The following is a 22,551-nucleotide window of genomic DNA, read 5'->3' as shown; positions in this document are numbered from 1 at the left end:
TGCCGCCATGCCTGACTCCGCCGTCCACCCGCCCGCCGGCCGCGCCGCCGAACTGATTGCAACGCTGCAGCTGCAGCCGCATCCGGAAGGCGGCTGGTTCCGCGAGTTCTTCCGTTCGCCGCATGCGGTGGACCCTCGAGACGCACGGCCCGAGCGCAGCGCGCTCACCAGCATCGACTTCCTGCTGGTGCAGGGCCAGTTCAGCGCCTGGCACCGCGTGGACTCCGACGAGGCCTGGCACCTGCTCGAAGGCGGGCCGCTGCGGCTGTGGCTCGTGACACCGGCGCTCGACGAGGTGCACTGCGTCGAGCTCGGGCGCGCCGCCGAAGGCCGGCTGCCCCGCCACGTGGTGCCTTCGGGCTGGTGGCAGGCGGCCGAACCGCTCGGCGACTTTGCCTATGTGGGCGCCACCGTCGGCCCCGGCTTCGACTTCGCCGACTTCGCCTTCGGCCGCGACGGCACCGCATTGCGGACGGCACTGCAACAGCTGCGGCCCGATCTCCAGCACCTCCTCTGAACCACCGGCATGACATCACCCTTGCGCGTCGGCATCGTCGGCTACGGCTATGCCACACAGGTCTTCCATGCCCCGCTCATCAACGGCGTGCCGGGCCTCCAGTTGGCGGCCATCAGCAGCCGCGACCCGGCCCGGGTGGCTGCCGACTGGCCGCAGGTCGAGCCGCTGTCCACGCCCGAGGCCCTGTTCGCGCGCAGCGACATCGACCTCGTCGTCGTGCCCACGCCGAACGACACCCACCATCCGATCGCCCGTGCCGCGCTGCTGGCCGGCAAGCATGTGGTGGTCGACAAGCCCTTCACCCTCGACCTTGCCCAGGCGCGCGACCTGATCGCGCTGGCGGCACGGCAGCAGCGTGTGCTGTCGGTGTTCCACAACCGCCGCTGGGACAGCGACTTCCTGGCGCTGCGCGAGGTGCTCGCAGGCGGCGCGCTGGGCCGCGTGGTCGAGGTGCAGGCGAGCTTCGACCGCTACCGCCCGGTGGTGAAGGACCGCTGGCGCGAAGCCGGGGGCCCTGGAAGCGGCTTGTGGTTCGACCTCGGCCCGCACCTCGTCGACCAGGCAGTGCAGCTGTTCGGCTGGCCCGATGGCATCCATCTGGACCTGGCCCGGCTGCGCGACGGCGCCTCGGCGGACGACTGCTTCGCCGCCACCTTGCGCTACGGTCATGCGCTGCGGGTGCGCCTGCATGCCTCGACCCTCACCGCACAGCCCGCGCCGCGCTGGGCCGTCCACGGCACCCGCGGCAGCTTCGTGAAGCACGGGCTCGACACGCAGGAAGACGCCATGAAGGCCGGAGCACGGCCACAGCTGGCAGCGCTGGGCGAATGGGGCACCGACCCCCGGCCCGCCGTCCTGACGCTGCATGACGACCCGGCAGGCCCGGCCCGCACGGTGCCGGCGCCCCACCCCCAGGGCAACTACCTGGCCTTCTATGCCACGGTGCGAGACGCCGTGCAGGGCTCGGGCCCCAACCCGGTGACGGGGCTGGAGGCGGCCCGGGTAATGGCCCTGATCGAAGCCGGCATCGCCAGCGCTGCGGAGCGCCGCGAGGTGTCACCGCAGCAACCGTAGTGCCCAAACTGCCGTCTGGACACGACTTGTTGCCTTGACGGCAAGGGCCGCTTACCCTTCGCGCTTCTCAAAAGAAAACAAACTGCCTGGAGGGCAGCAACATGCTGGTGAAGTTCATCAAGTGGTTGTTGATCGTGGTGATCGTGCTGGGCGCAGTGCTGGTGGGCGGCGGCTATTTCCTGTCGCCCAAGTTCAAGGTCAGCCGCAGCACGGTGATCAACGCGCCGGCCGAGCGCGTGTACGGCTTCGTGGCCAGCCCGCGCGCATGGAAGCAGTGGTCTGCGTGGAACCAGCGCGACCCGAAGATGCGCATCGAATACTCGGGGGCCGAACAAGGCACCGGCGCCAAGTGGGCCTGGAAGAGCGAAAGCGAGGGCGACGGCGAAATGACGCTCACCCAGGCCGAGCCTTCGAAGCTGGTCGCCTTCGACCTCTACTTCCCGGACTTCGGCACCACCTCCCGGGGCGTGCTGACCTTCGAAGCCCAGGGGCCCAGCACCACCCGGGTGACCTGGACCATGGACGGCGACATGGGCAGCAACCCGCTGTTCCGCTGGTTTGCGCTCAGCGCCGACAGCATGGTCGGCAAGGACTTCGAGGCCGGGCTGGCCGGTCTCAAGACGCTGTCGGAAAAGCCCTGACGGTTGCGGCGCGACGCGCCGGCATCTCGCCGGACGGGGCACGCTCGCCCCTCGGCAACGCCGTGCCGTCTTCGCGGAAGACGTGCACCGCCTCGGGCGGGAAACGCAGGCTGATCGCGTCGCCCTCGTCATAGCCTTCGTCGGGCACCTTGGCGATGAGCGGCGGCGCCTCGTCGACACCGCGGCGGGCATACACGTAGCCGTGTTCGCCCAGGTGCTCGACGTGGCTCACCACCAGCGGCCACACATCACCGCCGGCTGACCCGTTGCGGCGCGCCACCTCGATGTGCTCGGGGCGGATGCCGAGGGTGACGCGCTGGCCGGGCTTCAGCTCGCTGCCGTCCACCGCCGCCACCTGCTGCTGCGTGCCGCAGCGCAGCACCACCTGCCGTGCGTCGGCGGCCTCCACGACGCCGTCGATGAAGTTCATCGACGGCGAGCCGATGAAGCCGGCCACGAAGCGGTTGGCCGGCCGGTGGTAGAGCGTGAGCGGCGAACCCACCTGCGCGATGCTGGGTTCGCCGCGCGCGCCGGCCCCCGGCCGCAGCAGCACGATCTTGTCGGCCAGCGTCATGGCCTCGACCTGGTCGTGGGTCACGTAGATCATGCTGGCCGAGCCGATCTGGCGGTGCAGCCGCGCGATCTCGACCCGGGTGTTCACCCGCAGCGCCGCGTCCAGGTTCGACAGCGGCTCGTCGAAAAGAAAGACCTTGGGCTTGCGCACGATGGCGCGGCCGATGGCCACCCGCTGGCGCTGCCCGCCCGACAGCTGCTTGGGCTTGCGGTCGAGCAGTTCGTCGAGCTTCAGGATGCGCGAGGCCTCCTTCACACGCTGCTCGATCTCGGGCGCCGGCATCTTCTGCTGCTTGAGGCCGAACGCCATGTTCTCGTAGACGTTCATGTGCGGATACAGCGCATAGCTCTGGAACACCATGGCGACGTCGCGCTTCGACGGCGGCAGCGCATTGACCACGCGGCCGTCGATCTCGATCTCGCCGTCGGTGGCGTCCTCCAGCCCGGCGATGAGCCGCAGCAGGGTCGACTTGCCGCAGCCCGAAGGGCCGATGAACACGACGAACTCGCCCGGCTCGATGTTCAGGTCGATGTCGTGAAGGATGGAGATCTCGCCAAAGCGCTTGGCGACGTTGCGCAGTTCGATGCGGGACATGATGAGGAAGTCCTTTCCAGCTGGCTCGCGGGAACGAAGTGACCGAAAAAGGCCTGATGCGGCGGCAGCACGATCACCTGGCTTTCATGGCTGCCGATGAAGCCGTGCCCGTTGACCGGCGCCACCTCGCCGGAGGCCAGCAGCTCGTAGCGCGCCGGCAGCGGCGAGAGGTTGAAGGCGCACACGAGGTGCTTGCGCTCGCCGCACGCGCCGGGCTCTTCGCTGTGGCGCACGAAGGCCACCACCTGCTCATGCGCCGGCAGCAGCGACATGCCGCCGGTGCGCAGCAGCGGCTGCTCGCGCCGCCAGCGCAGGAAGCGGCGGTACGTCGACAGCAGCGACTGGTCGTCGCCGTCCTGCCGGCTCACCGCGCGGTGCACGTGCTCCTCGGCCACGGGCAGCCACGGCGTGCCGGTGGTGAAGCCGCCGTGCGGCGCATCGGCCGCCCAGGGCATCGGCGTGCGGCAGCCGTCGCGGCCGGGGAAGTCGGGCCACATCTCCTTGCCGTAAGGGTCCTGGATGGCCGAGTACGGCAGGTGCACCTGGCCCAGGCCCAGTTCCTCGCCCTGGTAGAGACAGGGCGAGCCGCGCAGGGAGCACAGCAGCGCCAGCAGCACCGGCGCCAGCCGGTCGGGCTCGCCCAGGCTCTGCCAGCGGGTCACCACCCGCTCGACGTCGTGGTTGTTGAGGCTCCAGCAGGCCCAGGCACCCGGCGTGTTGGCCACGAACTCCTCGAGCGCGCCGTGGATGTAGGCCGGCGTGCAGGGATGGCCCAGCAGGTTGAAGGTGTAGGCCATGTGCAGCCGGTGGCCGCTGGTGTATTCGCCCAGGCGCTCGTATTGCCGGTCGTCGCCGATCTCGCCGATGGTGGTGGTGCCGGGGTAGCGGTCCATCAGCGCACGGAAGCGCTCCAGGAAGGCCAGGTTCTCGGGCTGGCTCTTGTCGTAGAGGTGGCGCTGCTTCGCATAGGGGTTGCTGTGCGGCACCGCCGCGGCCCATTCGCCGGGCGGCTGCGGCGGGTTGTCGCGCAGCAGGCGGTCATGGAAGTAGAAATTCACCACGTCCATGCGAAAGCCGTCGACACCGCGCGCCAGCCAGAACTCGGCCACGTCGAGCGCGGCCTGCTGCACCTCGGCGCAGTGGAAGTTGAGGTCCGGCTGCGAGGTGAGGAAGTTGTGCATGTAGTACTGCTTGCGCCGGGTGTCCCAGTGCCAGGCGCTGCCGCCGAAGAGCGACAGCCAGTTGTTGGGCGGCGAGCCGTCTTCCTTCGCGTCGGCCCAGATGTACCAGTCGCTCTTCGGGTTGTCGCGGCTGGCACGGCTTTCCCTGAACCACGGGTGGTCGGCCGAGGTGTGGCTGAGCACGAGGTCGATCAGCACCTTGAGGCCGAGCTCGTGCGCCGCGGCCACCAGCGCGTCGAAGTCGGCCAGCGTGCCGAAGATCGGGTCGACGTCGCAGTAGTCGCTGATGTCGTAGCCGAAGTCGCGCATCGGCGACTTGAAGAACGGCGATATCCACAGGCCCTCGACACCGAGGGAGGCGATGTAGGGCAGGCGCTGCGTGATGCCCGGCAGGTCGCCGATGCCGTCGCCGTTGCTGTCCTGGAAGCTGCGCGGGTAGATCTGGTAGAGGGCTCCGCCCCTCCACCAGTCGTGGTGCTGGCTGTGATTCATGGTGTGGTGGTTGCGGGTCGGCCGTCCCCCTCACCCCGACCCTCTCCCCCGCAAGCGGTGGAGAGGGAGCGGCCCCCTCTCCCGCCGGCGGGAGAGGGTTGGGGTGAGGGTGGCTGCACGTGGCCCTCGGTTGAACGCATCGCTAGCCTTTCACAGCCCCCGCTGTGAGGCCCGCGACGATGAGCCGCTGGAAATACATGACGAGCGCGATGAGCGGCAAGGTGACCATGACGGAGGCGGCCATGATCGGCCCCCAGGGCAGCTCGTAGCCGCCCGCGCCGCTGATGAAGGCGATGGCCACCGGCACGGTGCGCTGTTCGGTCGAGATGGTGAAGGTGAGCGCGAACAGGAACTCGTTCCACGCCGCGATGAAGGCCAGCAGCCCGGTGGCGATGATGGCCGGCCACAGCACCGGCAGGAAGATCTTGAAGATGGTGCCCAGCGGCCCGACGCCGTCCATGATGGCGGCCTCCTCCAGCTCCTTGGGCAGCTGCTTCATGAAGGTGACCAGCACCCACACGGTGAAGGGCAGCGTGAGCATCAGGTCGGCGAACAGCAGCGAGCCGAGGTGGTCGTACAGGCCGAAGAAACGCACCAGCTCGAACATGCCCGACAGCACCGCCACCTGCGGGAACATCGAGACCGACAGTATGGTCATCATGAGCAGGCCGCGGCCGCGGAACTCCACCCGCCCCAGCGCCCAGGCGGCGGTCAGGCTCACCGCCATCGACAGCAGCACCACGCCCGAGGCCACCAGCACCGAATTGAGCAGGTTGTGCGCGAACGGCTGGTCGCGGAACACCGACGCATAGTTGAACAGCGTGGGTGCTGCAGGAATGAGGTCGGGCGAGAACATCTGCGCGCCGCGCTTGAACGAGGTGGACACCGCGTAGAGGAAGGGGAACACCGAGTACGCGATGAACAGCAGCGCCAGCACCCAGTAGCCGGCACGCGCCCATGCCGGGGGCTGCGTTGCGCTGCCATGCGGCCTGGTTTTCGCGGTGGTGGTCGTGATGGTGGTGGTGGTCATGCCGAGGCCCTTTCGACACGGGTGCGCATCGCCACCGCATACACCACGGTGATGAGCGCGATGGTGAAGAACAGCAGCATCGCCGCTGCCGAGCCCACGCCCACCTGCTGGAAGTCGATGAGCTGCTCGCGCACGTAGACCGACATGCTCTTGGTGTCGCGGCTGTTGGAGGTCATGACGTAGATCACGTCGAACACCCGCAGCGCATCGAGCATGCGGAAGATCATGGCCACCGCCACGCCGGGCAGGATGAGCGGCAGCGTGATGTGGCGGAACACCGCCCAGGGCTTCACGCCGTCGACCCGCGCGGCCTCGTAGCAGTCCAGCGGCACCATCTGCAGCGCCGCCAGGATGAGCAGCGCCATGAAGGGCGTGGTCTTCCACACGTCGACCATCACGATGGCCAGCAGCGACAGGTCGGGGTCGGCCGTCCAGGCGATCGGGGCGCCGATGAGGCCGAGCGCCATGAGGTAGTGGTTCACCACGCCGAACTGGTCGTGCAGCATCCAGCTCCACATCTTGGCCGACACCACCGTGGGAATCGCCCAGGGCAGCAGCATCGCGGCGCGCAGCACCGTGCGCAGCCGCGACGGGTGGTTGATGAGCAGCGCGACGCCCAGGCCCAGTGCGGTTTCGAACGTCACCGACAGCACCGCGAACACCAGCGTGTTCCACACCGAGCGCCACCACTGCGCATCGGCCAGCACGCCGTATTCGCCGACGTAGTTCTCCAGGCCGACGAACTGCCACTGCTCGAGCTGCGAGAGCTGCGCGTCGGTCAGGCTGAACCACAGCGTGCGGGCCAACGGCCAGCCGGCGATGACCAGCAGCAGCACCAGCATGGGCGCCAGCAGCAGCCAGGCCCAGCGGGTGCGGTAGCGCTCGATGCTGCCGGTGGACGGCACGTCCGCGGCGGTTTGCTTTGGCGTCGCACCGGCCTCGATACCCGTTCGGGCTGAGGTATCGAAGCCCTGCGACGAACGGTGGCCGCCCTTCGATACCTCAGGGCGAACGGGCATCGTGGTACGCATTGCGCTGCCTCAGTGCCTGGCTACCATTTGCCGCCGCGGCTGGTGCGGCCGAGGTTGGTCTCGAGCTGCTGCAGCGCCACGTCGGGCTTGGCCTTTCCCGACAGCACCTCGTGCACGCTGTTCCAGAAGGCGTTGCTCACCTGGTTGTAGCGTGCGCCCGTCACCGTGGCGGGGCGCGCCGCCGCGTTTGCGAACGTGCTGTAGAGCTCGCCCATGAACGGGTTGGCCGCCAGGATCTCCTTGTCCTTGTAGAGCTCGCCGATGGTGGGGTTGAACGACCCCTTCAGCGCGCGCTGCTTCTGCACCTCGGCGCTGGTCATGTACATCACGAGGTCCGCCGCGAGCGCGGCGTTCTTGGTGTACTTCGAGACCGCCAGCTGCTGGCCGCCGAGCGCCGCCGCGCTGCGGCCGTCGGCGCCGCCCTTGGGCAGCACCGCCACGCCGACCTTGCCCTTGATGGCACTGTCGGGCGCCTGCGAAAGCGCCCAGGCGTACGGCCAGTTGCGCATGTACACCGCATTGCCGGCCTGGAACACGCCGCGCGATTCTTCTTCGCTGTAGTTGAGCACCGCCGACGGCGAGATGCTGCCCACCCATGAAGCCGCTGTCTGCAGGGCCTTCACCGCCTTCGGGTTGTTGACGCTCACCTTGCCGTTGGGCTCGACGATGGTGCCGCCGCCGTGGCTCACCAGCCATTCGACCGCGTTGCAGGTGAGGCCCTCGTAGGCGCGTCCCTGCCACACATAGCCCCACATCTTGTCGTTGCCCGACTTGCGCTCGGCATCCTGGATGAGCTTGGCCGACTGCGCCAGCTCGTCCCAGGTGGAAGGCAGCTTCTGCTTGTGCTTGTCGAGCAGGTCCTTGCGGTAGTACAGCAGGCCCGCGTCGGTGAACCAGGGCATGGCCACCAGCTTGCCGCCCACCGTGTTGTTGGCCACGATGCTCTCGAAGTGCTGCTTCTGCACACCCTTGGCATGGGGCGTCAGGTCCAGCAGGTGGCTGGCCAGCAGGCCGGGCCACACCACGTCGACCTGGTAGACGTCGATCTTGTCGGACTGCGAGCTCAGGATCTGCTGGTACAGGGCCAGGCGTTCGTTGGCATCGGTGGGCGTGGCCACCACCTGCACCTCGTTGCCCGTCTTCTTGCCCCAGGCTTCGGCCGCGCTCTTGCACAGCTCCAGCTCCTGGCCGACGGCGCCGCACGAAATCTTGATCTGGGCTGCCTGGGCGGCGGCCATGCCGCCCACGAGCAAGGCGGCCGCGAGGGCCGTGAATCCGAGTCGCTTCATCGCTTGTGTCTCCTGTGTCTTGTCGTGCGGCGGCAGCCAAGGCCGCCGCGCTGAACCTCGGCGCTCTTCGCGCCGGGACCGCATCAGACACGCACCGCATGAACCGCAGATTTCGTTTGTTTCAGCGGCACGGTCGCCGAAACGGGGGCATTTCGCGTGCCCGCCTCAGCCGGCGGGCACCGCCAGCGCCTCGATCTGGGTTGCCAGCGCCGCCAGGTCGAAGGGCTTGTTCAACAAGCCCACCGTGACGCCGGCGGCCAGCCGGTGCAGCACGGGCTCGAACGACATGCCCGACATCAGGCACAGCTGCAGCCGCGGGTGGCGCTGGTGCAGGGCATTGGCGAGCTGCACGCCGTCCATCGCCCCGCCCAGGCACACGTCGGTGAGCACCAGGTCGCAGGCCGGCATCTGCTCCACCGCCTGCAGTGCCGCGGCACCGCCGGCGGCCTCGGTCACGCCGACGCCGGCGGCTCGCAACATGTCCGTCAAGGTGGAACGGAATGCCTCGTCGTCGTCGACCACCAGCATCTGCAGGCCGGCCATCGCACCGCTCGCCGCCGCGGGTGCCGCCCCCGGCGCAGGCAGCGCGCCTGCGGCCGCCACCGGGAAGCGCAGGCGCAACCGCGTGCCGCGGCCGAGCGTGCTGCTCACGCTGATGTCGCCTCCCGACTGCCGCACGAAGCCGTACACGATGCTCAGCCCCAGCCCGCTCCCCTCTCCCGGCGCCTTGGTGGTGAAGAAGGGTTCGAACACCTTGTCGAGCAGGTGCTCGGCGATGCCCGTACCGGTGTCGGCCACCTCGATCTCCACCGCGGCTTCCACACGACATGTCGTGATGGCGAGCTCGCCGCCTTCGGGCATGGCCGCCGCGCTGTTGAGCACGAGGTTGAGCAAGGCGTTCTCCAGGTGCCCTCGATCGACGTGCACGCAGGCGCCGCCGGCCTGCAGCCGCAGCGCCACCTGCACCTGCGGCCCGGCGCTGTATTCGATGAGGTCGCGCATCTCCTCGACCATCGCATCCACCGGCACCGACTCGGCGGCCAGCGGCTGGCGCCGCGCGAAGGCGAGCAGCCGCCGGGTGAGCGCCGCCGCGCTGCCGGCCGCGCGCCGGGCGCGCTGCAGCTGTGTGGCCGCGGCCGGCGGCAAGGTGCCTTCCGCCTCCAGCAACCCCAGGTTGCCGATGATGGTGCCCAGGTAGTTGTTGAAGTCGTGCGCCACGCCGCCGGTGAGCTGGCCCAGCACCTCGAGGCGCTGCGTGTGCTGTTCCTGGCGCTCGATGGCGCGGCGTGCGGTCAGGTCGGTGGCGAGGGTGACGGTGCCGCCGTCGGGCATGGCGCGGCTGCGCAGGTCGTATACATGGCCGTCGGGCAGGTGCAGCTCGATGTGGTCGAAGCGGGTCAGGTCGAGCTCGCCGCCGGCCGGCAGCGGCTCGGGCTGTGTCTGGCCCGGCGCCGTCCAGGTGGTGCCGGCGGGCAGCGACTGCATCAGCGCCCGCGGACTCATGCCGGTTTCCGGCACCGCCCCATGGCGGCCGAACAGGTCGGCCAGACGCTGATTCCACAGCAGCAGCGCCCCCTGAGGGTCGAACACCGCCAGCGCATCGGTCATGTTGTGGTGCACCGCCTCGAGCAGCGCACTCTGGGTGCGCAGGTCCGCCACCAGCGCCTGCTTGGCCAGCAGCGCATCGCGGAACACATCGAAGCTGCGGGCCAGCGCGCCCAGTTCGTCGCGCCGCAGGGTGGCCGGCGTGGGTGCGGTCGTGGTGGACGCGGTGTCGCCGGCCACCAGCCGCGACATGACCTGGGTGATGCTTTCGATCTGGCCGACGAAGCGGCGCACGTAGCGGGTGGCCAGTGCCGCGATCAGGATGCAGCCCAGCGCCAGCAGGAGCATCGCCGTCTCGCCCGAGCGGATGGCCTGCTGCACCTGCGAGCGGCGCTCGGCCGCCTGCTCGCGCAACGAGGTGACGTACTGCCCCACGTCGTCGCTCAGCTGGTCGGCGTTGCTGCGGGTGAGCACCACCAGATAGGCGGTGCGCCGCTCCAGCTCGAGCTGCTGGCGGCGCAGCGACAGCACGTTGTGCGGGCCGAACGCCACGTCGCGCAGCGCCTGCTCGATCGAGGGCGACAGCGCAGGCGGCCCGCCGCGCCGGTGCGCCGCGATCCACAAGGCCTCGACATCCGCTTCGAGCCGCCCCAGCTTGGCGGCGTTGTCGGCACCCACACCCACCACGAGTTCGGTCCACAGCGCCGCCAGCGCCGGCTGCCCCTTGCCGGCGGCCGCCGCGATCGCCGGCATCACGTCGCCGATGCGGTCGAGCGTGGCGATCTGCTGCTGCATCGCCGCCTCGGCGTCCTGGCGCGCGCGCGTGAGCTTCACCAGCTGGTCGAGGTCGCGCTGCACGTCACCCAGCAGGCGGCGCAGCCGCGGGCCGAGTTCTGTTTCACTGCCGAGCGTATCGACGCGCCGCCCGATCTCCTGGAGCAGCGTGCGCAGCGCCTGCGCGTTGCTGTCGAGCATGGCCGCCGACTGCGACTCCACCACGTTGGGTGCGATGGCGGCCAGCTTGGCGGTGCGCTCGGCGAGCTCGAGCGCCTGGGTGACGTTGGGCAGCACCTCGCCCTGGAAGCCGGTGAGCGCCAGCTGCGCGCTGCGCATGCCGTACCAGCCGAGTGCGGCCAGCACGATGGCCGCAGCCAGGAGCACCACGAGCGCCGCCAGCAGGCGCGTGCGGACGCGGTCGATGAGGCGGGGGGTCATGCTGGCTTCGGCAGCGGCGCATCGGACGCCGACGGTCGGGCGCTACACCTGCACCACGTCCGCACTGAACACATACCCCAGCCCCCGCTCGGTGCAGATGAACTGCGGGTGTTTCGGATTGGGTTCGATCTTGCGGCGCAGCCGCAGGATCAACACGTCGATGGTGCGGTCGAACACCTCGGTGTCGGCGCTGCGGGTCTGTTCCAGCAGCTCGTCGCGCGTCCACACACGGTGCGGATGGCGCACGAAGGCCTCGAGCAGGCGGAACTCGCCTTGCGTCAGCGCACACACCGCGCCGTCGCGCGACGACAGCTCGCGCTCGCCGAGGTCGAGCACCCAGGGGCCGAACGCCAGGCACTGGCCCTTGCGCCGCGCACGCGCGGCCGGGGCATGGGCCAGCGCACCGTCGGTGTGTTCGTAGCGGCGCAGCACCGCCCTCACCCGGGCCACCAGCTCGCGCATGCTGAAGGGCTTGATGAGGAAGTCGTCGGCCGCCAGCTCCAGCAGCAGCACCCGGTCGGTCTCGTCGCTGCTGCCGCTGATCATCACGATCGGCACGCTGGACACCTCGCGCAGCTGCCGCGCGACCATCAGGCCGTCTTCGTTGCGCAGGCGCAGGTCCATCAATACCAGCGCGTAGTCGTGCCCGGCCATCGCCTCGCGCATCTGCGCGGCGCTCTCCACGCCGTCGACAGCGAAGCCGCTCTTGCGCAGCGCATCGTCGAGCATGGCCCGCATGTCGGCGTCGTCGTCCACCACCAGCAGCCGCGCGGGCACGGCTTCGCCAGGGTCGGCGGTCATGACTGCCCCCCGTGCGCCGGGTACACCTCCGTGGCGCCGCCTTGTCTGCGGGCGGCGCTCAATGTCGTAGAGCCACATGTTTTGTCATCGAGACATGGTGCGGTGCTCTCGCGGCACCCTCAATCGGTGACTCACCTGATCCCGTACGTCTCGTCGTCTCCTGCGGCCGCGAGGTTCGACGCATCGGCGCTCTCGCCGATTTCATTCGTCAACGCCGCCGTTCACACATGAAACACGCCGCAGCGAATGACGCGATGTGACCAACACATCAAATCCGCGCGCAGCACGGGCTTCCTAGAGTCGCGCCGCCCGAGGCATCGAAGCCCCGGGGCACTCGACGACACATCCAACGCATTCACGCACGACACGAGGAGACCCCATGCGAACCCTGAACCCCTCCCGGACACCCCTCGCCACCGCCGTTGCGGCGCTGGCCGCCGCTCTGCCACCCGCCGTGCAGGCCGACCCGGTGTCGGTCGACTTCCACGGCTACTTTCGCTCGGGCATCGGCGCAAGCACCCAGGGCGGCGACCAGGTGTGCTTCCAGCTGCCCGGGGCGCCCAGGAAGTACCGGCTGGGCAACGAGTGCGAAACCTACGGCGAGCTGTCGTTCGGCAGCCAGGTCTACAAGGCGCCCGGCGGCACCACGTTCCGCTTCTCGACGATGGCTGCCTTCGTGCTGCCCAACAACCTCGACTGGGAGCAGTTCACGCCGTCATGGCGCGAGGTGTTCGTCGAGGCCGACAAGATCGGCGCCGGCGCGTTCGCGAACGCCAGCCTGTGGGCCGGCAAGCGCTACTACGACCGGCACGACGTGCACATCAACGACTTCTACTTCTGGAGCAACAGCGGCCCAGGCGCCGGCATCGAGAACATCGACGTGGGTGTCGGCAGGCTGAGCTATGCGCTGCGCCGCAACGGCGAGGCCGGCACCACACCGCCGGCCACCGCCGCCGAACGACAGCTGATCGGCCACGACCTGCGCTGGAAGGACATTCCCACCAACCCGAACGGCAGCCTGACCATCGGCCTCGACTGGCGCAAGGCCAACAGCCGCGACGGTGTGGAAAACACCGGCGGCAGCGGCCTCACGCTGATGCACACGCAAAAGGAGATCTTCGGCGGCGGCTACAACAAGCTGGCGCTGCAGTACGGCAAGGGCGCCATCGCCAACCTCGACCACAGCTTCCCCAGCTTCGGCGCGGCCAAGGGCGACAAGACCTGGCGCATCGTCGAGTCGGTGGTGTGGCAGCCCGGCGGCCTGATCGACAACCTCTCCGGCATGGCCACCGTGGTGTACGAGCAGCGAGACATCGCCGGCACCCATGCCAACGGCGACAGCCTGTCGGGCAAGTGGGTGTCGTTCGGCGTGCGCCCGGTCTACCACTTCAGCGACCAGGTCAGCGCGGCGGTCGAGGCCGGCTACGACCAGTTCAAGCCCGACACCGGCGCGCGCCGCCGCCTCGCCAAGCTGACGCTGGCGGCCCAGTACGGTGCCGGCCGCAACTTATGGTCACGCCCGGTGATCCGCGCCTTCGCCACCTATGCCAGGTGGAACTCGGGTGCGCAGGCGGCGGCAGCGCCCGGCGACGCGCTGTCGACGACCGGCGTGTTCGGCACGAACGCCACCGGCACCACCTACGGCGTGCAAGCAGAGGTGTGGTGGTGAGTGGGGGCACCCCGTCCGGCGAGTACGCCGGCCACCCCTCCGTGAGGGGGCGGGCCTTGCTTGGGAGCGGCCCGGCGCGGCGGCCCGGGTGGGCACCCCGTCCGGCGGGTACGCCGGCAGCGACACCGGCCTTTCTTACGAGGTCGAGGGGGCCTGCTGGGCCATGAAGCCCTGCACGGCCGTCACTTCGGTGCCGACCTCGGCCACCGCCTTGCGCAGGTCCAGCTCGGAAATGCCGAGCGTCTGGGTCCAGTAGGACACGTTGGCATCGGCGGTGAGGTCGATGCTGCCTTGCGCCGCGGCCGGCGCCTGTTCTTCGAGTCGGGACGACATGGGAACCTCCGGATGGAACTGCAGGTTCCCGGCAACCGGTGTGCCCGGCGCCGCGGCGCTCAGGGCTGGGTGCGCAGCGTCTGGCGCCCCCACCAGGCTTCCCCGGCCGCCAGCTGCACCGGCTCGCCGATGGCGGCAGCTTCCACGCACAGGAAGCGGCGGAAGTCCGAAGGCGGCAGGTCGGCCATCGCCAGGGCCTTTTCGGTCCAGGGGTTCCACACCACGGTGTCCGGGAAGTTCTGCTGGTCGATCGCCAGCGTGCGCCCGGGTTCGCGCAGCAGCAGCGTGCGGTCGTGTTCGGGGTGGCCCCAGTAGATGCGGTCCACCTCGTCTTCCACCGTCACCGCGCCCAGGCCCTGCATGGCCTCCCGGCCGGTGAGGCTGTCGAGGTAGGTCTGCCCGCGCAGCCCTTCGAGGCTGGCTTCCTCGACTTCGTGGACGCGCAGGTAGGTGTGCAAGGCCGCCGTGAACGACAACGGCGCATCGCCGGTGTTCTCGACCTCCAGCTCGACGTCCAGGCGTTCGTTGCTCACGTTGACCGTGAGTTCGGCCGCGAACCGGTGCGGCCACTGGGCGAGCGTGATGTCGCTGGATTCGAGCCGCAGCACTGCGAGCGCCCCCTCGCGACTGACATCGGCGCGCTCCAGCGTCCACGGCAGCACCCGAGCAAAGCCGTGCCGCTGCAGCGGCCCGCGCTTTTCGAACTGCGGGAACACGACCGGCACCCCGCCGCGCACCGCCTGCCCGTCGGCATACACGGCACTGTCCGAGAGGTACAAGCGCTCGCGGCCGTCACGCGCGCGCCAGCTCACCAGCTGCGCCCCTTGCAGGAGGAGCACGGCCTGAGCACCGTCGGGTGCCTGCAGGGCCACGGCGGAGCGTCCGTTGAACCGGGTCAGCACCGAAGAGATCTCGTCCACCGCTGGCGCCCGTTCACTTGCCGCGCTTGATGGCGAAATAGTCGCCCTCGTCATACGGGCGGTCAGCGCAATTCGTCACGAAGGCGGCCCGCTCGCCTTGCATCGCCTCGACCTTGGCGTTGAAGGCTGGAAGTCTTTCGTTGTAGGCATCGATGCGCCGTTCCTGTTCGGCCCCCTTGGCGTTGAAGGCATCCACTGCCTCCTTGCTGGTACGGTCCAGCGTCTCGAGCGCCAGCTTGAGCTCTTCGGCGTGCTTCGCAATCTCGCTCTTGTCGGTATCGATCGCACGTTGCAGGGTGACGGCCTCCTCGCTCATCGCCTTGACACGCACTTCCTGCGCCAGGCATTCGCGCAGTTCGTTGCGGGTGAGCAGCTTTCCGCCGCCCTTGCCCTGGCCCCCCAGGGAAAGGACGTGGCCCTTCTTCGCTTGGGCAGGGTCCGCCGCCTGGGCTGCGACGCAAAAAACGGCAAGCGCGGCGACCACCAGCGGCAGCCCCGCGCATCGGGACAGAACGGACATGTCGAACGGACCTCTCGATGTTGGGTGGGAACGGAAGACGGACGAGCCGCCTCACACCCCCGAGGGCGCCGATCATGCCACCGAAGAGCCGTCGGGGCCGCGAGGGTTGTGATCCGACTCGACCGCCCCCGCCCCCCTTGGCTGCTTCCTCGCTACTGCTTGTGCTGGGCCTTGGCCTGCTCGATGCAGCTGTCCTTGGCATTGCCGGACAGGGCGTCACAGCGTTCGCGGGCAGCCTTGTAGGCCGCTGCATGCTTCTCGTCGGAGGCTTCCTTGCCGGCCTTGGCGGTTTCGCGCTGGGCCTTGGCATCGGCCTTCACCTTTTCATAGGCAGCCTTCGCGTCCTTGGTGCAGACGTCGCGGTCATTGCCGGACTTGTCTTCACAACGCTCCTTGGCGAGGTCGTATTCAGCCTGCGCCACCTCGACCGTCGCATCCTGGCGGGCCTTGGCGGTGCCCTTGTAGCTGGCCTCGGCTTCCTGCTCGGCCTTCACGCGGGCGAGCTTGGCTTCCTTCTCGCAGACGTCCTTGGCATTGCCGGACAGGCTGCCGCACTGCTTCTTGGCCGAGTCATAGGTGGCCTTCGCCGAGTTGCGGGCCTGGTCATAGGCTCCCTTGTCGTTCTGGGCATACACCCCCGAGCACAGCGCGAGCGCGGTACAGGCGGTTGCAGCGGCCTGGGCAAGGTTCGATAGCTTCATGGATGGCCTCCTTCTGGAAGTTGAAGAGTCGATCGCCGGCGCCGCAAGAAGCTGCGGCGCATCGTTGGCGTCCAACACCCCAAAGCCTAGGTAGCCCGGCGCCCCGGCACGGCAGGAACACCGGCAGCACGGCCTTAGGAGCCTGCCGATCACACCGCCGGAACAGTCCTACAGACCCGCTCCGGACCGGCACACCGGCAAGAAAAGCACGATCGTTCGATAATCCGCCCCACCCCCTGCACTGGAAGTCCTCATGAGCGCACCGCTTTCTCCCCTGACCGCCCTCCTCTCCCGTCGCAGCCGGGAAGGCGATGTCGTCAGCATGGCCATCACCGACGACTGGCTGCAGGGCCGCACCACCTTCGGCGGCCTGGTGGCCACGCTGGGGGTGCAGGCCATGCATGACGTGGCGGGCCGTGCGGCGCCGCTGCGGGCGCTGCAGACGAACTTCATCGGCCCCGTGGGCGCCGGCCCGGTGCAGGTGGCGGTCACCACGCTGCGGGCCGGCAAGAACATGCGGCAGGTGCAGGCCACCGTGTCGCAAGGCGGCGAGCCGGCGGCCCTGCTGGTGGGCGTGTTCGGCGCAGCGCGCGAGACCGCGCTGCCGGTCCTGCACCCGCAGCAGCCGGCGGCGGCCACCGCGGCCTCCGAGGCGCGGGTGCTGCCTTTCATCGCCGGCGTGACGCCCAACTTCACCCAGCACCTGCAGATGGGCTGGGCCGAAGGACCGGTCCCCTTCTCCGGGCAGCCGGGCTGGAACACCCGCATCCACCTGCGCCTGAAGGACGAGGCGCTCGACCCCGAGCTGCTGACGGTGCTGTTGTCGGATGCGCCGCCCACACCGGCACTCGGGCAGCTGAAGGAACGCAAGCCGGCGAGTTCGGTGTCGTGGTCGCTCGAATTGCGCAGCCCGCCGCAGCCGATACCGGCCGACGGCTGGTGGCGCATCGACATGGACACCAAGGCCGCGGGCGAGGGCTACGTGAACCAGGCCGCCACCCTCTGGACCCCAGACGGCCAGTTGGCATCCCTCGGCTACCAACTGGTCGCCGTCTACGGGTGACGGGTAGTGACCGGTCACCCGTAGACGGCGCGGATGCGGTAGCTGGCAGGCGGCCGCAGGTCCGATTCGACCAGCGCATAACCCGCCACCGGCCAGACGATGGAAGGCGGACGGCGCGGCGGCATCGCCTGCGCCGCGCCGCGCGCCAGGGTCACGTGCGGCGCGAAGCGGCCCGACGCCGGCACCAGCCCCAGGCGGGCCAGCGCAAGGGCCAGCCGGTGGTGCAGCGCGAGCAGCGGGGCCGGCGGCTCCACCGGCCCGACGCGGGCGATGCCGTTGCGCCACACGCCGGCATCGTCGAGCCGCAGCGTGAAGGGCTCGAACGGCACCGCGAGCCCCTGCACCAGCGCAGGCACCAGCTCACGCGGCCAGTCGCCCAGGAAGTGCAGCGTCATGTGCAGGCGCTCGCGGCGGGTGGGTACCGCGCTGCGGCCCCACTGCCACAGCGCCTGGTGGTCGTGCAGCGCCTGCCGGGTCTCATCGTCCGGCCACAGCCCGACGAACAACCTCGCGGTCGGCGAAAGGGCGTCGTCGTCGGGGCGGTTCATGCGCGGTGCGGGGCGGTGCGTCGGCGTCAGGCGGTCCGCACCTTGATCATGTGCGCGCCGGCGGCGACTTCGCGGAAGCCGGCGGCTTCATAAAGGCCGAGCGCCGGCGTGCGGTCCTGCCGGGCCGTGAGGCTCACCCGCGGCCGGCCGCGCTCCACCATCGCCCAGTGCACGGCCGCATCGAGCAGCGCGCGACCCAGCCCGCGGCCGCGTGCCTGGGCGCTGACCCCTATGAAGTCGATGTAGCCCTCGTCCTCCAGCGGCTTGTCCTGCACGTACACATAGCCCGCCACCGTGCCGCCCACCTCGGCCGCGAACAGGCGGTGTTCGTCGTCGAGGCTCTCGAGCATGGAGGTGCGTGTGAGGTAGGTGTCGGGGAACAGCTGCTCATGCAGGCGTGCGGCCAGCTCGGCAGCGGCGGGACTCGCCTGCGCGGCCACCGCCTCGGGCCAGGGGGGCGGCGCCTGCGGCCGCTCCAGGCAGAAGACATGGTGCTGCATGTGGTCGCGATAGCCGGCAGCGCGGTAGCTCGCCCGCAGCGCGGTTTCGCTCACCTGCGGGAAGGCGTCGAAGCGGCGCACCGCACGGGGCAGCGCTGCTTCCAGCGCGTGGATCAGCGCCACCTGCAGGGCGGCGTCGTCGGCATCGCGGGTGAGCGGCCCGCGCAGCCAGGCCCGGCCCAGCGCCGGGTCGAGCTCGCAGCCGGCCATGCCCGACCATTCGCCGCCCGTGCCCGCGCGCGCCGCCACGAAGCAGGCCTCGCCGTCGGGGATGGCCAGCATCTCGCTCGCCTGGGCGTCGGCCGTGTCGCCATGTTCGGCATGCAGGCACCTCGCGCGGCCGTCGCTGCGGCGGTTGTGCCGGTGGATGAAGGCGGCCAGTTCAGGCCAGTGGGCTCGCGCCACGATGTCGATCTTCTGCATGGGGGCATTCTGCCGCCGGCAAGGCCCGGGCATAGAATCCGCGCCCCGCCCACACTACCCCGCCCGCCGCGTTGCACCGCGTGCGGGCTTTTGTCGTTTTCTGCGAGCCACCATGAGTTACTGCGCCATCGATTTCGGTACGTCGAACTCTGCCGTCGCGGTGCCCGCGGCCGGCGCCACACGGCTCATCGAGCTGGAACCGGGACAGCCGACCATGCCGACGGCCGTGTTCTATTTCGCCGAGCATGAAGCCCTGCCGCCGGGCGCCGAGCCGCCGCGGGCCTTCGGCCGGGCGGCGGTGGCCGCGTATGTGGACGGCTACGACGGCCGGCTCATGCGTTCGATGAAGAGCATCCTCGGCTCCACGCTGGTGGAGCAGACGACCGACGTGGGCGGCGGCCATGCGGTGAAGTACCTCGACGTGATCACCGGCTACCTGCGCCACCTGAAGTCGCTGGCCGAGGCGTCCCTGGGCGAACCGATCGCCCGCGCGGTGCTCGGGCGACCGGTGTTCTTCGTCGACGACGACGCACAGCGCGACGCGCAGGCGCAGGCCTCGCTGGCCAGCGCGGCGCGGGCCGTCGGCTTCGAGGAACTCGCCTTCCAGTACGAGCCGATCGCGGCCGCCTTCGACTACGAGCGCCAGGCCCGGCGCGAGGAGCTGGTGCTGGTGGCCGACATCGGCGGCGGAACGTCCGACTTCTCGCTGGTGCGGGTGGGGCCCGACCGCCTGTCGCGCCTCGAACGCAAGGACGACATCCTGGCCAACCACGGCGTGCACATCGCCGGCACCGACTTCGACCGGCGGGTGGAACTCGCCAGCCTGCTGCGCGAGCTGGGCTACAAGTCGCACGGCCCGAGCCACCACGGCCAGGCGCCGCGCGAAGTGCCCAACGGCGTGTACTTCGACCTCGCCACCTGGCACCTCATCAACACCGTGTACCACCCGCAGCGGGTGGCCGAACTCAAGCGCATGCTGGCCTTCTACGGCAACCCGGCGCACCACCGGCGGCTCATGACGGTGGTGACCGAGCGCCTGGGCCACGACCTCGCAGCCCGCGCCGAGGCGGCCAAGATCGCCGTCGCCGCGGGCGCCGACACCACCATCGACCTCGGCCACGTGGAGCCGGGCCTGGCAGTGCCGCTGGACGAGCACACGGCCGTGCAGGCCATCGAGGCCGACATCGAGAAGATCGTCGCCGCGGCGCTGGACACGGCACGCCAGGCCGGCGTGGCGCCCGAGCGGGTGGATGCGCTGTACTTCACCGGCGGCTCGACCGGCCTGCGCCTGCTGACCGAGCGGCTGGCACGTGCCTTCGGCCAGGCGCGCGCCGTGCGCGGCGACCGGTTCGCCAGCGTGGCCACCGGGCTGGGGCTCCATGCCTCACGGCTGTTCGCCTAGACACGGATCAGGCCGCCCGCTAGCCTTGCGCCACCTCAACCACGGAGCAACGCCATGCCGGTCCTGGAAAAATTCGGTCCCCTGCTCGGTCGCATCCTGATCGCCCTGCTGTTCATCCCGGCAGGTGTCAGCAAGATCAGCGGCTTCTCGGGCACCGTGGGCTACATCGCCTCGAAAGGCCTGCCGCTACCGCAGGTGGCGGCCGCCGGGACCATCGTCGTGGAGGTTGTGGTGGCGCTGGCGCTGCTGATCGGCTTCAAGGCGCGCTGGGCTGCGTTGATCCTGGCGGTGTTCACGCTGCTGGCGGCTTTCCTGTTCCACAACTTCTGGGCCATGCCGGCCGACCAGCAGATGATGCAGAGCATCAACTTCTTCAAGAACCTCGCCATCGTGGGCGGGCTGCTGTTCGTGGCGGCGTTCGGCGCGGGGCCGCTGTCGCTGGACAACAAGGGCTAGGAGTCTGCGCGGCATAAGCCGCGTAGCCTCCCTAGCCTGCGGCTGAACGCACGGCTCCCCCGAGCCCTCTCCGCGAGGGAGCTCCAGCTTGTTCGACCGCACCCTCCAGCCTCCCTCCGCGAGGGAGGCAGCAGTCAGTCTGACGATGGCTGCACCCGGCTCAGCTTGCGCTCAACCATTGGGCGGCTCGGCAATCCACTTGCGCTTGCGGTAGGCCGGTTCTGCCGCGCAGACTCCTGGCCAGGCCTGCCCGTCGCGCCTGCCCTCGCTCAGGCGCCGAACAGCTCGCCCCGGGCCGCCTCGGTGATGGCCGCCACGCAGGGGTGCGTGATGCGCCGCTCCACCGAAATGGCATAGAACTCCTCGACGAGCTCGGCGGTGCGGCCCAGCACCCGCACGCCGTACTGGGCGCAGGTTTCTTCTTCCAGCACCGTGGGCGCCATGAACACGCCCCGGCCTTCGCGGCCGAAGGCCTTCATCAGTGCCGCATCGTCGAATTCGCCCACGGCTCTCGGGCGCAGGCCGTGGCGGGTCAGCCAGAGCTCGAGACGCTGGCGCATCGCCGACGCCGCGCCCTGCACCAGCATGGGCGCGCCGTCCAGGCATTTCGGGAAGGCGCGGGCCAGCGTGGCCTTGAGCGCCGGCGCGGCGAAGAAGCTCATCGCCGTGGTGCCCAGCGCATGGTTGAAGGCCTTCACGCTCATCTGCCGGCCCATGGCCTCGTCGGCGATCACCAGGTCGAGGCGGTGCACCGACACCTGCGCCAGCAGCTCCTGGAACTTGCCTTCGTGGCAGACGAGGCGCACCGGGCCGGGCACGTCGAGTGCTGGCTCCAGCAGCCGGTAGGCAATGGCCTTGGGCACCGCATCGGCAATGCCGACCCGGAACTCGAGCGTGGCCGGGCCCGGCCGGCGCTTGCCGATGGCCGCCTCGAGCTCGGCGCTGAGCGCGAAGATCTGGTCGGCATAGCCCAGCGCGACGTGGCCGTCCTCGGTGAGCTCGAGCCGGCGGCCGCTCTTGCGGAACAGGCTGCAGCCGAGGCTGCCTTCGAGCAGCTTGATCTGGGCCGACAGCGTCTGCGGCGTGGTGTGCAGCTGCTCGCCGGCCCGCACGATGCCCCCCGCCTTGGCGGTGGCCCAGAAGTAGTAGAGATGCTTGAAGTTCATTGTCAGTTTTACGCGAAACGACCCTTCAGATAAATCGACTTTACGCGAAGTGTTCGCGTGCATAGATTTGCGCTCTTCCCATCAAGCCCCCGGCAGCACGCCATGGAATTCCTGCTCGACCCCAACATCTGGATCGCCTTCGCGATGCTCACCGCCCTGGAGATCGTCCTGGGCGTGGACAACATCATCTTCATCTCCATCCTGGTGGGCCGGCTGCCGGCGCACCAGCGCGACATGGCGCGCCGACTCGGCCTGGGCTTCGCCATGCTCACGCGCCTGCTGCTGCTGTTCTCGCTGAGCTGGGTGATGGGCCTCACGGCCGACCTGTTCAGCATGGCCGGCCAGGGCATCAGCGGCCGCGACGTGGTGCTGCTGCTGGGCGGCCTGTTCCTGCTGTACAAGGCGTCGCACGAGATCTTCGTCGAGGTCGAGGCTCGCGAGCAGGACGCCCCGCCCAGCACCGACCCGGCCGTCATGAAGGCGGCAGGCCGCAAGCTGCTGTGGAGCATCGTGGGCCAGATCGCCATCATCGACATCGTGTTCTCGCTCGACTCCGTCATCACCGCCGTCGGCATGGTCGACCAGCTCGGCGTGATGATCGCCGCGGTCATCGCCTCCGTCCTCGTGATGCTGGTGGCGGCCAAGCCGATCGGCGACTTCGTCGACCGCCACCCGTCGGTGAAGGTGCTGGCGCTCGCCTTCCTCGTGATGGTGGGCATGGCGCTCACCGCCGAGGCCTTCGAAATGCATGTGCCCAAGGGCTACATCTACGCGGCCATGGCCTTCTCGCTGGCGGTCGAGGCGCTCAACATCCGGGCGCGCTCGAAGCGCCAGCTCAAGCCGGCCGCCTGACAGGCACCCGCCGC

The 22,551-nt window shown here is 69.6% G+C and carries 22 protein-coding genes; 8 read left to right on the top strand and 14 right to left on the bottom strand.

The features are described 5' to 3' along the window. The first annotated feature begins 7 nt into the window (after positions 1 to 7). From E8D38_RS21975 to E8D38_RS21965, 3 genes are all read left to right on the top strand, one after another. Positions 8 to 517 (top strand): cupin domain-containing protein, encoded by a 510-nt coding sequence (locus E8D38_RS21975; protein ID WP_140635621.1) that lies wholly within the window; start codon positions 8 to 10, stop codon positions 515 to 517. Positions 518 to 526: 9 nt separating this feature from the next. Next, positions 527 to 1,591 carry an oxidoreductase gene (locus tag E8D38_RS21970; protein WP_140635619.1) on the top strand — a complete coding sequence of 355 codons (1,065 nt, stop codon included), beginning with the start codon at positions 527 to 529 and terminating at the stop codon, positions 1,589 to 1,591. A gap of 101 nt (positions 1,592 to 1,692) precedes the next feature. After that, positions 1,693 to 2,232, top strand: coding sequence for an SRPBCC family protein (locus tag E8D38_RS21965; RefSeq protein ID WP_140635617.1), 540 nt, complete (start codon positions 1,693 to 1,695; stop codon positions 2,230 to 2,232). Here E8D38_RS21965 and E8D38_RS21960 read toward each other — a convergent pair. From E8D38_RS21960 to E8D38_RS21930, 7 genes are all read right to left on the bottom strand, one after another. Continuing rightward, on the bottom strand, positions 2,207 to 3,400 hold the full coding sequence (locus E8D38_RS21960; RefSeq protein ID WP_140635615.1) for an ABC transporter ATP-binding protein: 1,194 nt from the start codon (positions 3,398 to 3,400) through the stop codon (positions 2,207 to 2,209). The two genes, E8D38_RS21965 and E8D38_RS21960, sit on opposite strands and share 26 nt — an antisense overlap. Beyond that, positions 3,328 to 5,073 (bottom strand): alpha-amylase family glycosyl hydrolase, encoded by a 1,746-nt coding sequence (locus tag E8D38_RS21955; protein WP_140635613.1) that lies wholly within the window; start codon positions 5,071 to 5,073, stop codon positions 3,328 to 3,330. The genes E8D38_RS21960 and E8D38_RS21955 overlap by 73 nt, the downstream gene beginning before the upstream one ends. A gap of 142 nt (positions 5,074 to 5,215) precedes the next feature. After that, the gene (locus E8D38_RS21950) at positions 5,216 to 6,103 is read right to left on the bottom strand and encodes a carbohydrate ABC transporter permease (RefSeq protein WP_140635611.1); all 888 of its coding nucleotides are present in this window, start codon (positions 6,101 to 6,103) and stop codon (positions 5,216 to 5,218) included. Beyond that, on the bottom strand, positions 6,100 to 7,008 hold the full coding sequence (locus E8D38_RS21945) for a carbohydrate ABC transporter permease (RefSeq protein ID WP_246099603.1): 909 nt from the start codon (positions 7,006 to 7,008) through the stop codon (positions 6,100 to 6,102). Before E8D38_RS21945 ends, E8D38_RS21950 begins: the two co-directional genes overlap by 4 nt. A 146-nt stretch (positions 7,009 to 7,154) precedes the next feature. Beyond that, entirely contained in the window at positions 7,155 to 8,423 is a 1,269-nt protein-coding gene (locus E8D38_RS21940) for an ABC transporter substrate-binding protein (protein ID WP_140635607.1), read from the bottom strand. Positions 8,424 to 8,588: 165 nt separating this feature from the next. Beyond that, complete coding sequence (locus E8D38_RS21935) at positions 8,589 to 11,183, bottom strand: ATP-binding protein (protein WP_140635606.1); 2,595 nt, start codon at positions 11,181 to 11,183, stop codon at positions 8,589 to 8,591. A 42-nt stretch (positions 11,184 to 11,225) separates the two neighbouring features. Continuing rightward, positions 11,226 to 11,984, bottom strand: coding sequence for a response regulator (locus tag E8D38_RS21930; RefSeq protein ID WP_140635604.1), 759 nt, complete (start codon positions 11,982 to 11,984; stop codon positions 11,226 to 11,228). 379 nt (positions 11,985 to 12,363) lie between these two features. On the opposite strand from E8D38_RS21930, the gene E8D38_RS21925 reads away from it, so the two are divergent. Further along, on the top strand, positions 12,364 to 13,653 hold the full coding sequence (locus tag E8D38_RS21925; protein WP_140635602.1) for a maltoporin: 1,290 nt from the start codon (positions 12,364 to 12,366) through the stop codon (positions 13,651 to 13,653). A gap of 135 nt (positions 13,654 to 13,788) precedes the next feature. On the opposite strand, the gene E8D38_RS21920 is transcribed toward E8D38_RS21925, so the two are convergent. The 4 genes from E8D38_RS21920 to E8D38_RS21905 all read right to left on the bottom strand — a co-directional run bounded on the left by E8D38_RS21920 (position 13,789) and on the right by E8D38_RS21905 (position 16,127). Continuing rightward, on the bottom strand, positions 13,789 to 13,986 hold the full coding sequence (locus tag E8D38_RS21920; RefSeq protein WP_140635600.1) for a DUF3606 domain-containing protein: 198 nt from the start codon (positions 13,984 to 13,986) through the stop codon (positions 13,789 to 13,791). A 59-nt stretch (positions 13,987 to 14,045) separates the two neighbouring features. Further along, positions 14,046 to 14,906, bottom strand: a complete 861-nt coding sequence (locus E8D38_RS21915; protein ID WP_246099602.1) for a D-hexose-6-phosphate mutarotase — start codon at positions 14,904 to 14,906, stop codon at positions 14,046 to 14,048. A 13-nt stretch (positions 14,907 to 14,919) separates the two neighbouring features. Further along, positions 14,920 to 15,390: a hypothetical protein gene (locus tag E8D38_RS21910; RefSeq protein ID WP_140635596.1), complete on the bottom strand. Its 471-nt coding sequence runs from the start codon at positions 15,388 to 15,390 to the stop codon at positions 14,920 to 14,922. A gap of 188 nt (positions 15,391 to 15,578) precedes the next feature. Further along, positions 15,579 to 16,127, bottom strand: coding sequence for a hypothetical protein (locus tag E8D38_RS21905; protein WP_140635594.1), 549 nt, complete (start codon positions 16,125 to 16,127; stop codon positions 15,579 to 15,581). A 253-nt stretch (positions 16,128 to 16,380) separates the two neighbouring features. Between E8D38_RS21905 and E8D38_RS21900 the strand changes: the two genes are divergently transcribed. Next, positions 16,381 to 17,190 carry an acyl-CoA thioesterase gene (locus tag E8D38_RS21900; protein ID WP_140635592.1) on the top strand — a complete coding sequence of 270 codons (810 nt, stop codon included), beginning with the start codon at positions 16,381 to 16,383 and terminating at the stop codon, positions 17,188 to 17,190. 14 nt (positions 17,191 to 17,204) lie between these two features. On the opposite strand, the gene thpR is transcribed toward E8D38_RS21900, so the two are convergent. Together thpR and E8D38_RS21890 are read right to left on the bottom strand one after the other, a co-directional pair. Further along, a complete protein-coding gene (thpR, locus tag E8D38_RS21895; protein ID WP_140635590.1) occupies positions 17,205 to 17,738 on the bottom strand; it encodes an RNA 2',3'-cyclic phosphodiesterase in 534 nt (177 codons plus the stop codon). 26 nt (positions 17,739 to 17,764) lie between these two features. Beyond that, complete coding sequence (locus E8D38_RS21890) at positions 17,765 to 18,661, bottom strand: GNAT family N-acetyltransferase (RefSeq protein ID WP_140635588.1); 897 nt, start codon at positions 18,659 to 18,661, stop codon at positions 17,765 to 17,767. A gap of 112 nt (positions 18,662 to 18,773) precedes the next feature. Between E8D38_RS21890 and E8D38_RS21885 the strand changes: the two genes are divergently transcribed. Both E8D38_RS21885 and E8D38_RS21880 read left to right on the top strand, forming a co-directional pair. Next, complete coding sequence (locus E8D38_RS21885; protein ID WP_140635585.1) at positions 18,774 to 20,063, top strand: Hsp70 family protein; 1,290 nt, start codon at positions 18,774 to 18,776, stop codon at positions 20,061 to 20,063. 54 nt (positions 20,064 to 20,117) lie between these two features. Then, positions 20,118 to 20,519: a DoxX family protein gene (locus E8D38_RS21880; protein ID WP_140635583.1), complete on the top strand. Its 402-nt coding sequence runs from the start codon at positions 20,118 to 20,120 to the stop codon at positions 20,517 to 20,519. Between the two features lie 269 nt (positions 20,520 to 20,788). On the opposite strand, the gene nhaR is transcribed toward E8D38_RS21880, so the two are convergent. Further along, a complete protein-coding gene (gene nhaR / locus E8D38_RS21875) occupies positions 20,789 to 21,685 on the bottom strand; it encodes a transcriptional activator NhaR (protein ID WP_140635581.1) in 897 nt (298 codons plus the stop codon). 102 nt (positions 21,686 to 21,787) lie between these two features. On the opposite strand from nhaR, the gene E8D38_RS21870 reads away from it, so the two are divergent. After that, on the top strand, positions 21,788 to 22,537 hold the full coding sequence (locus tag E8D38_RS21870) for a TerC family protein (RefSeq protein WP_140635579.1): 750 nt from the start codon (positions 21,788 to 21,790) through the stop codon (positions 22,535 to 22,537). Positions 22,538 to 22,551 lie beyond the last annotated feature (14 nt).

Origin of the sequence: Methylibium rhizosphaerae (genome assembly GCF_006386545.1) — a bacterium.
GTDB classification, from domain to species: domain Bacteria; phylum Pseudomonadota; class Gammaproteobacteria; order Burkholderiales; family Burkholderiaceae_C; genus Pseudorivibacter; species Pseudorivibacter rhizosphaerae.
The sequence above is the reverse complement of the archived record's forward strand: the minus strand, read 5'-3'. Positions and strand labels throughout refer to the sequence as shown.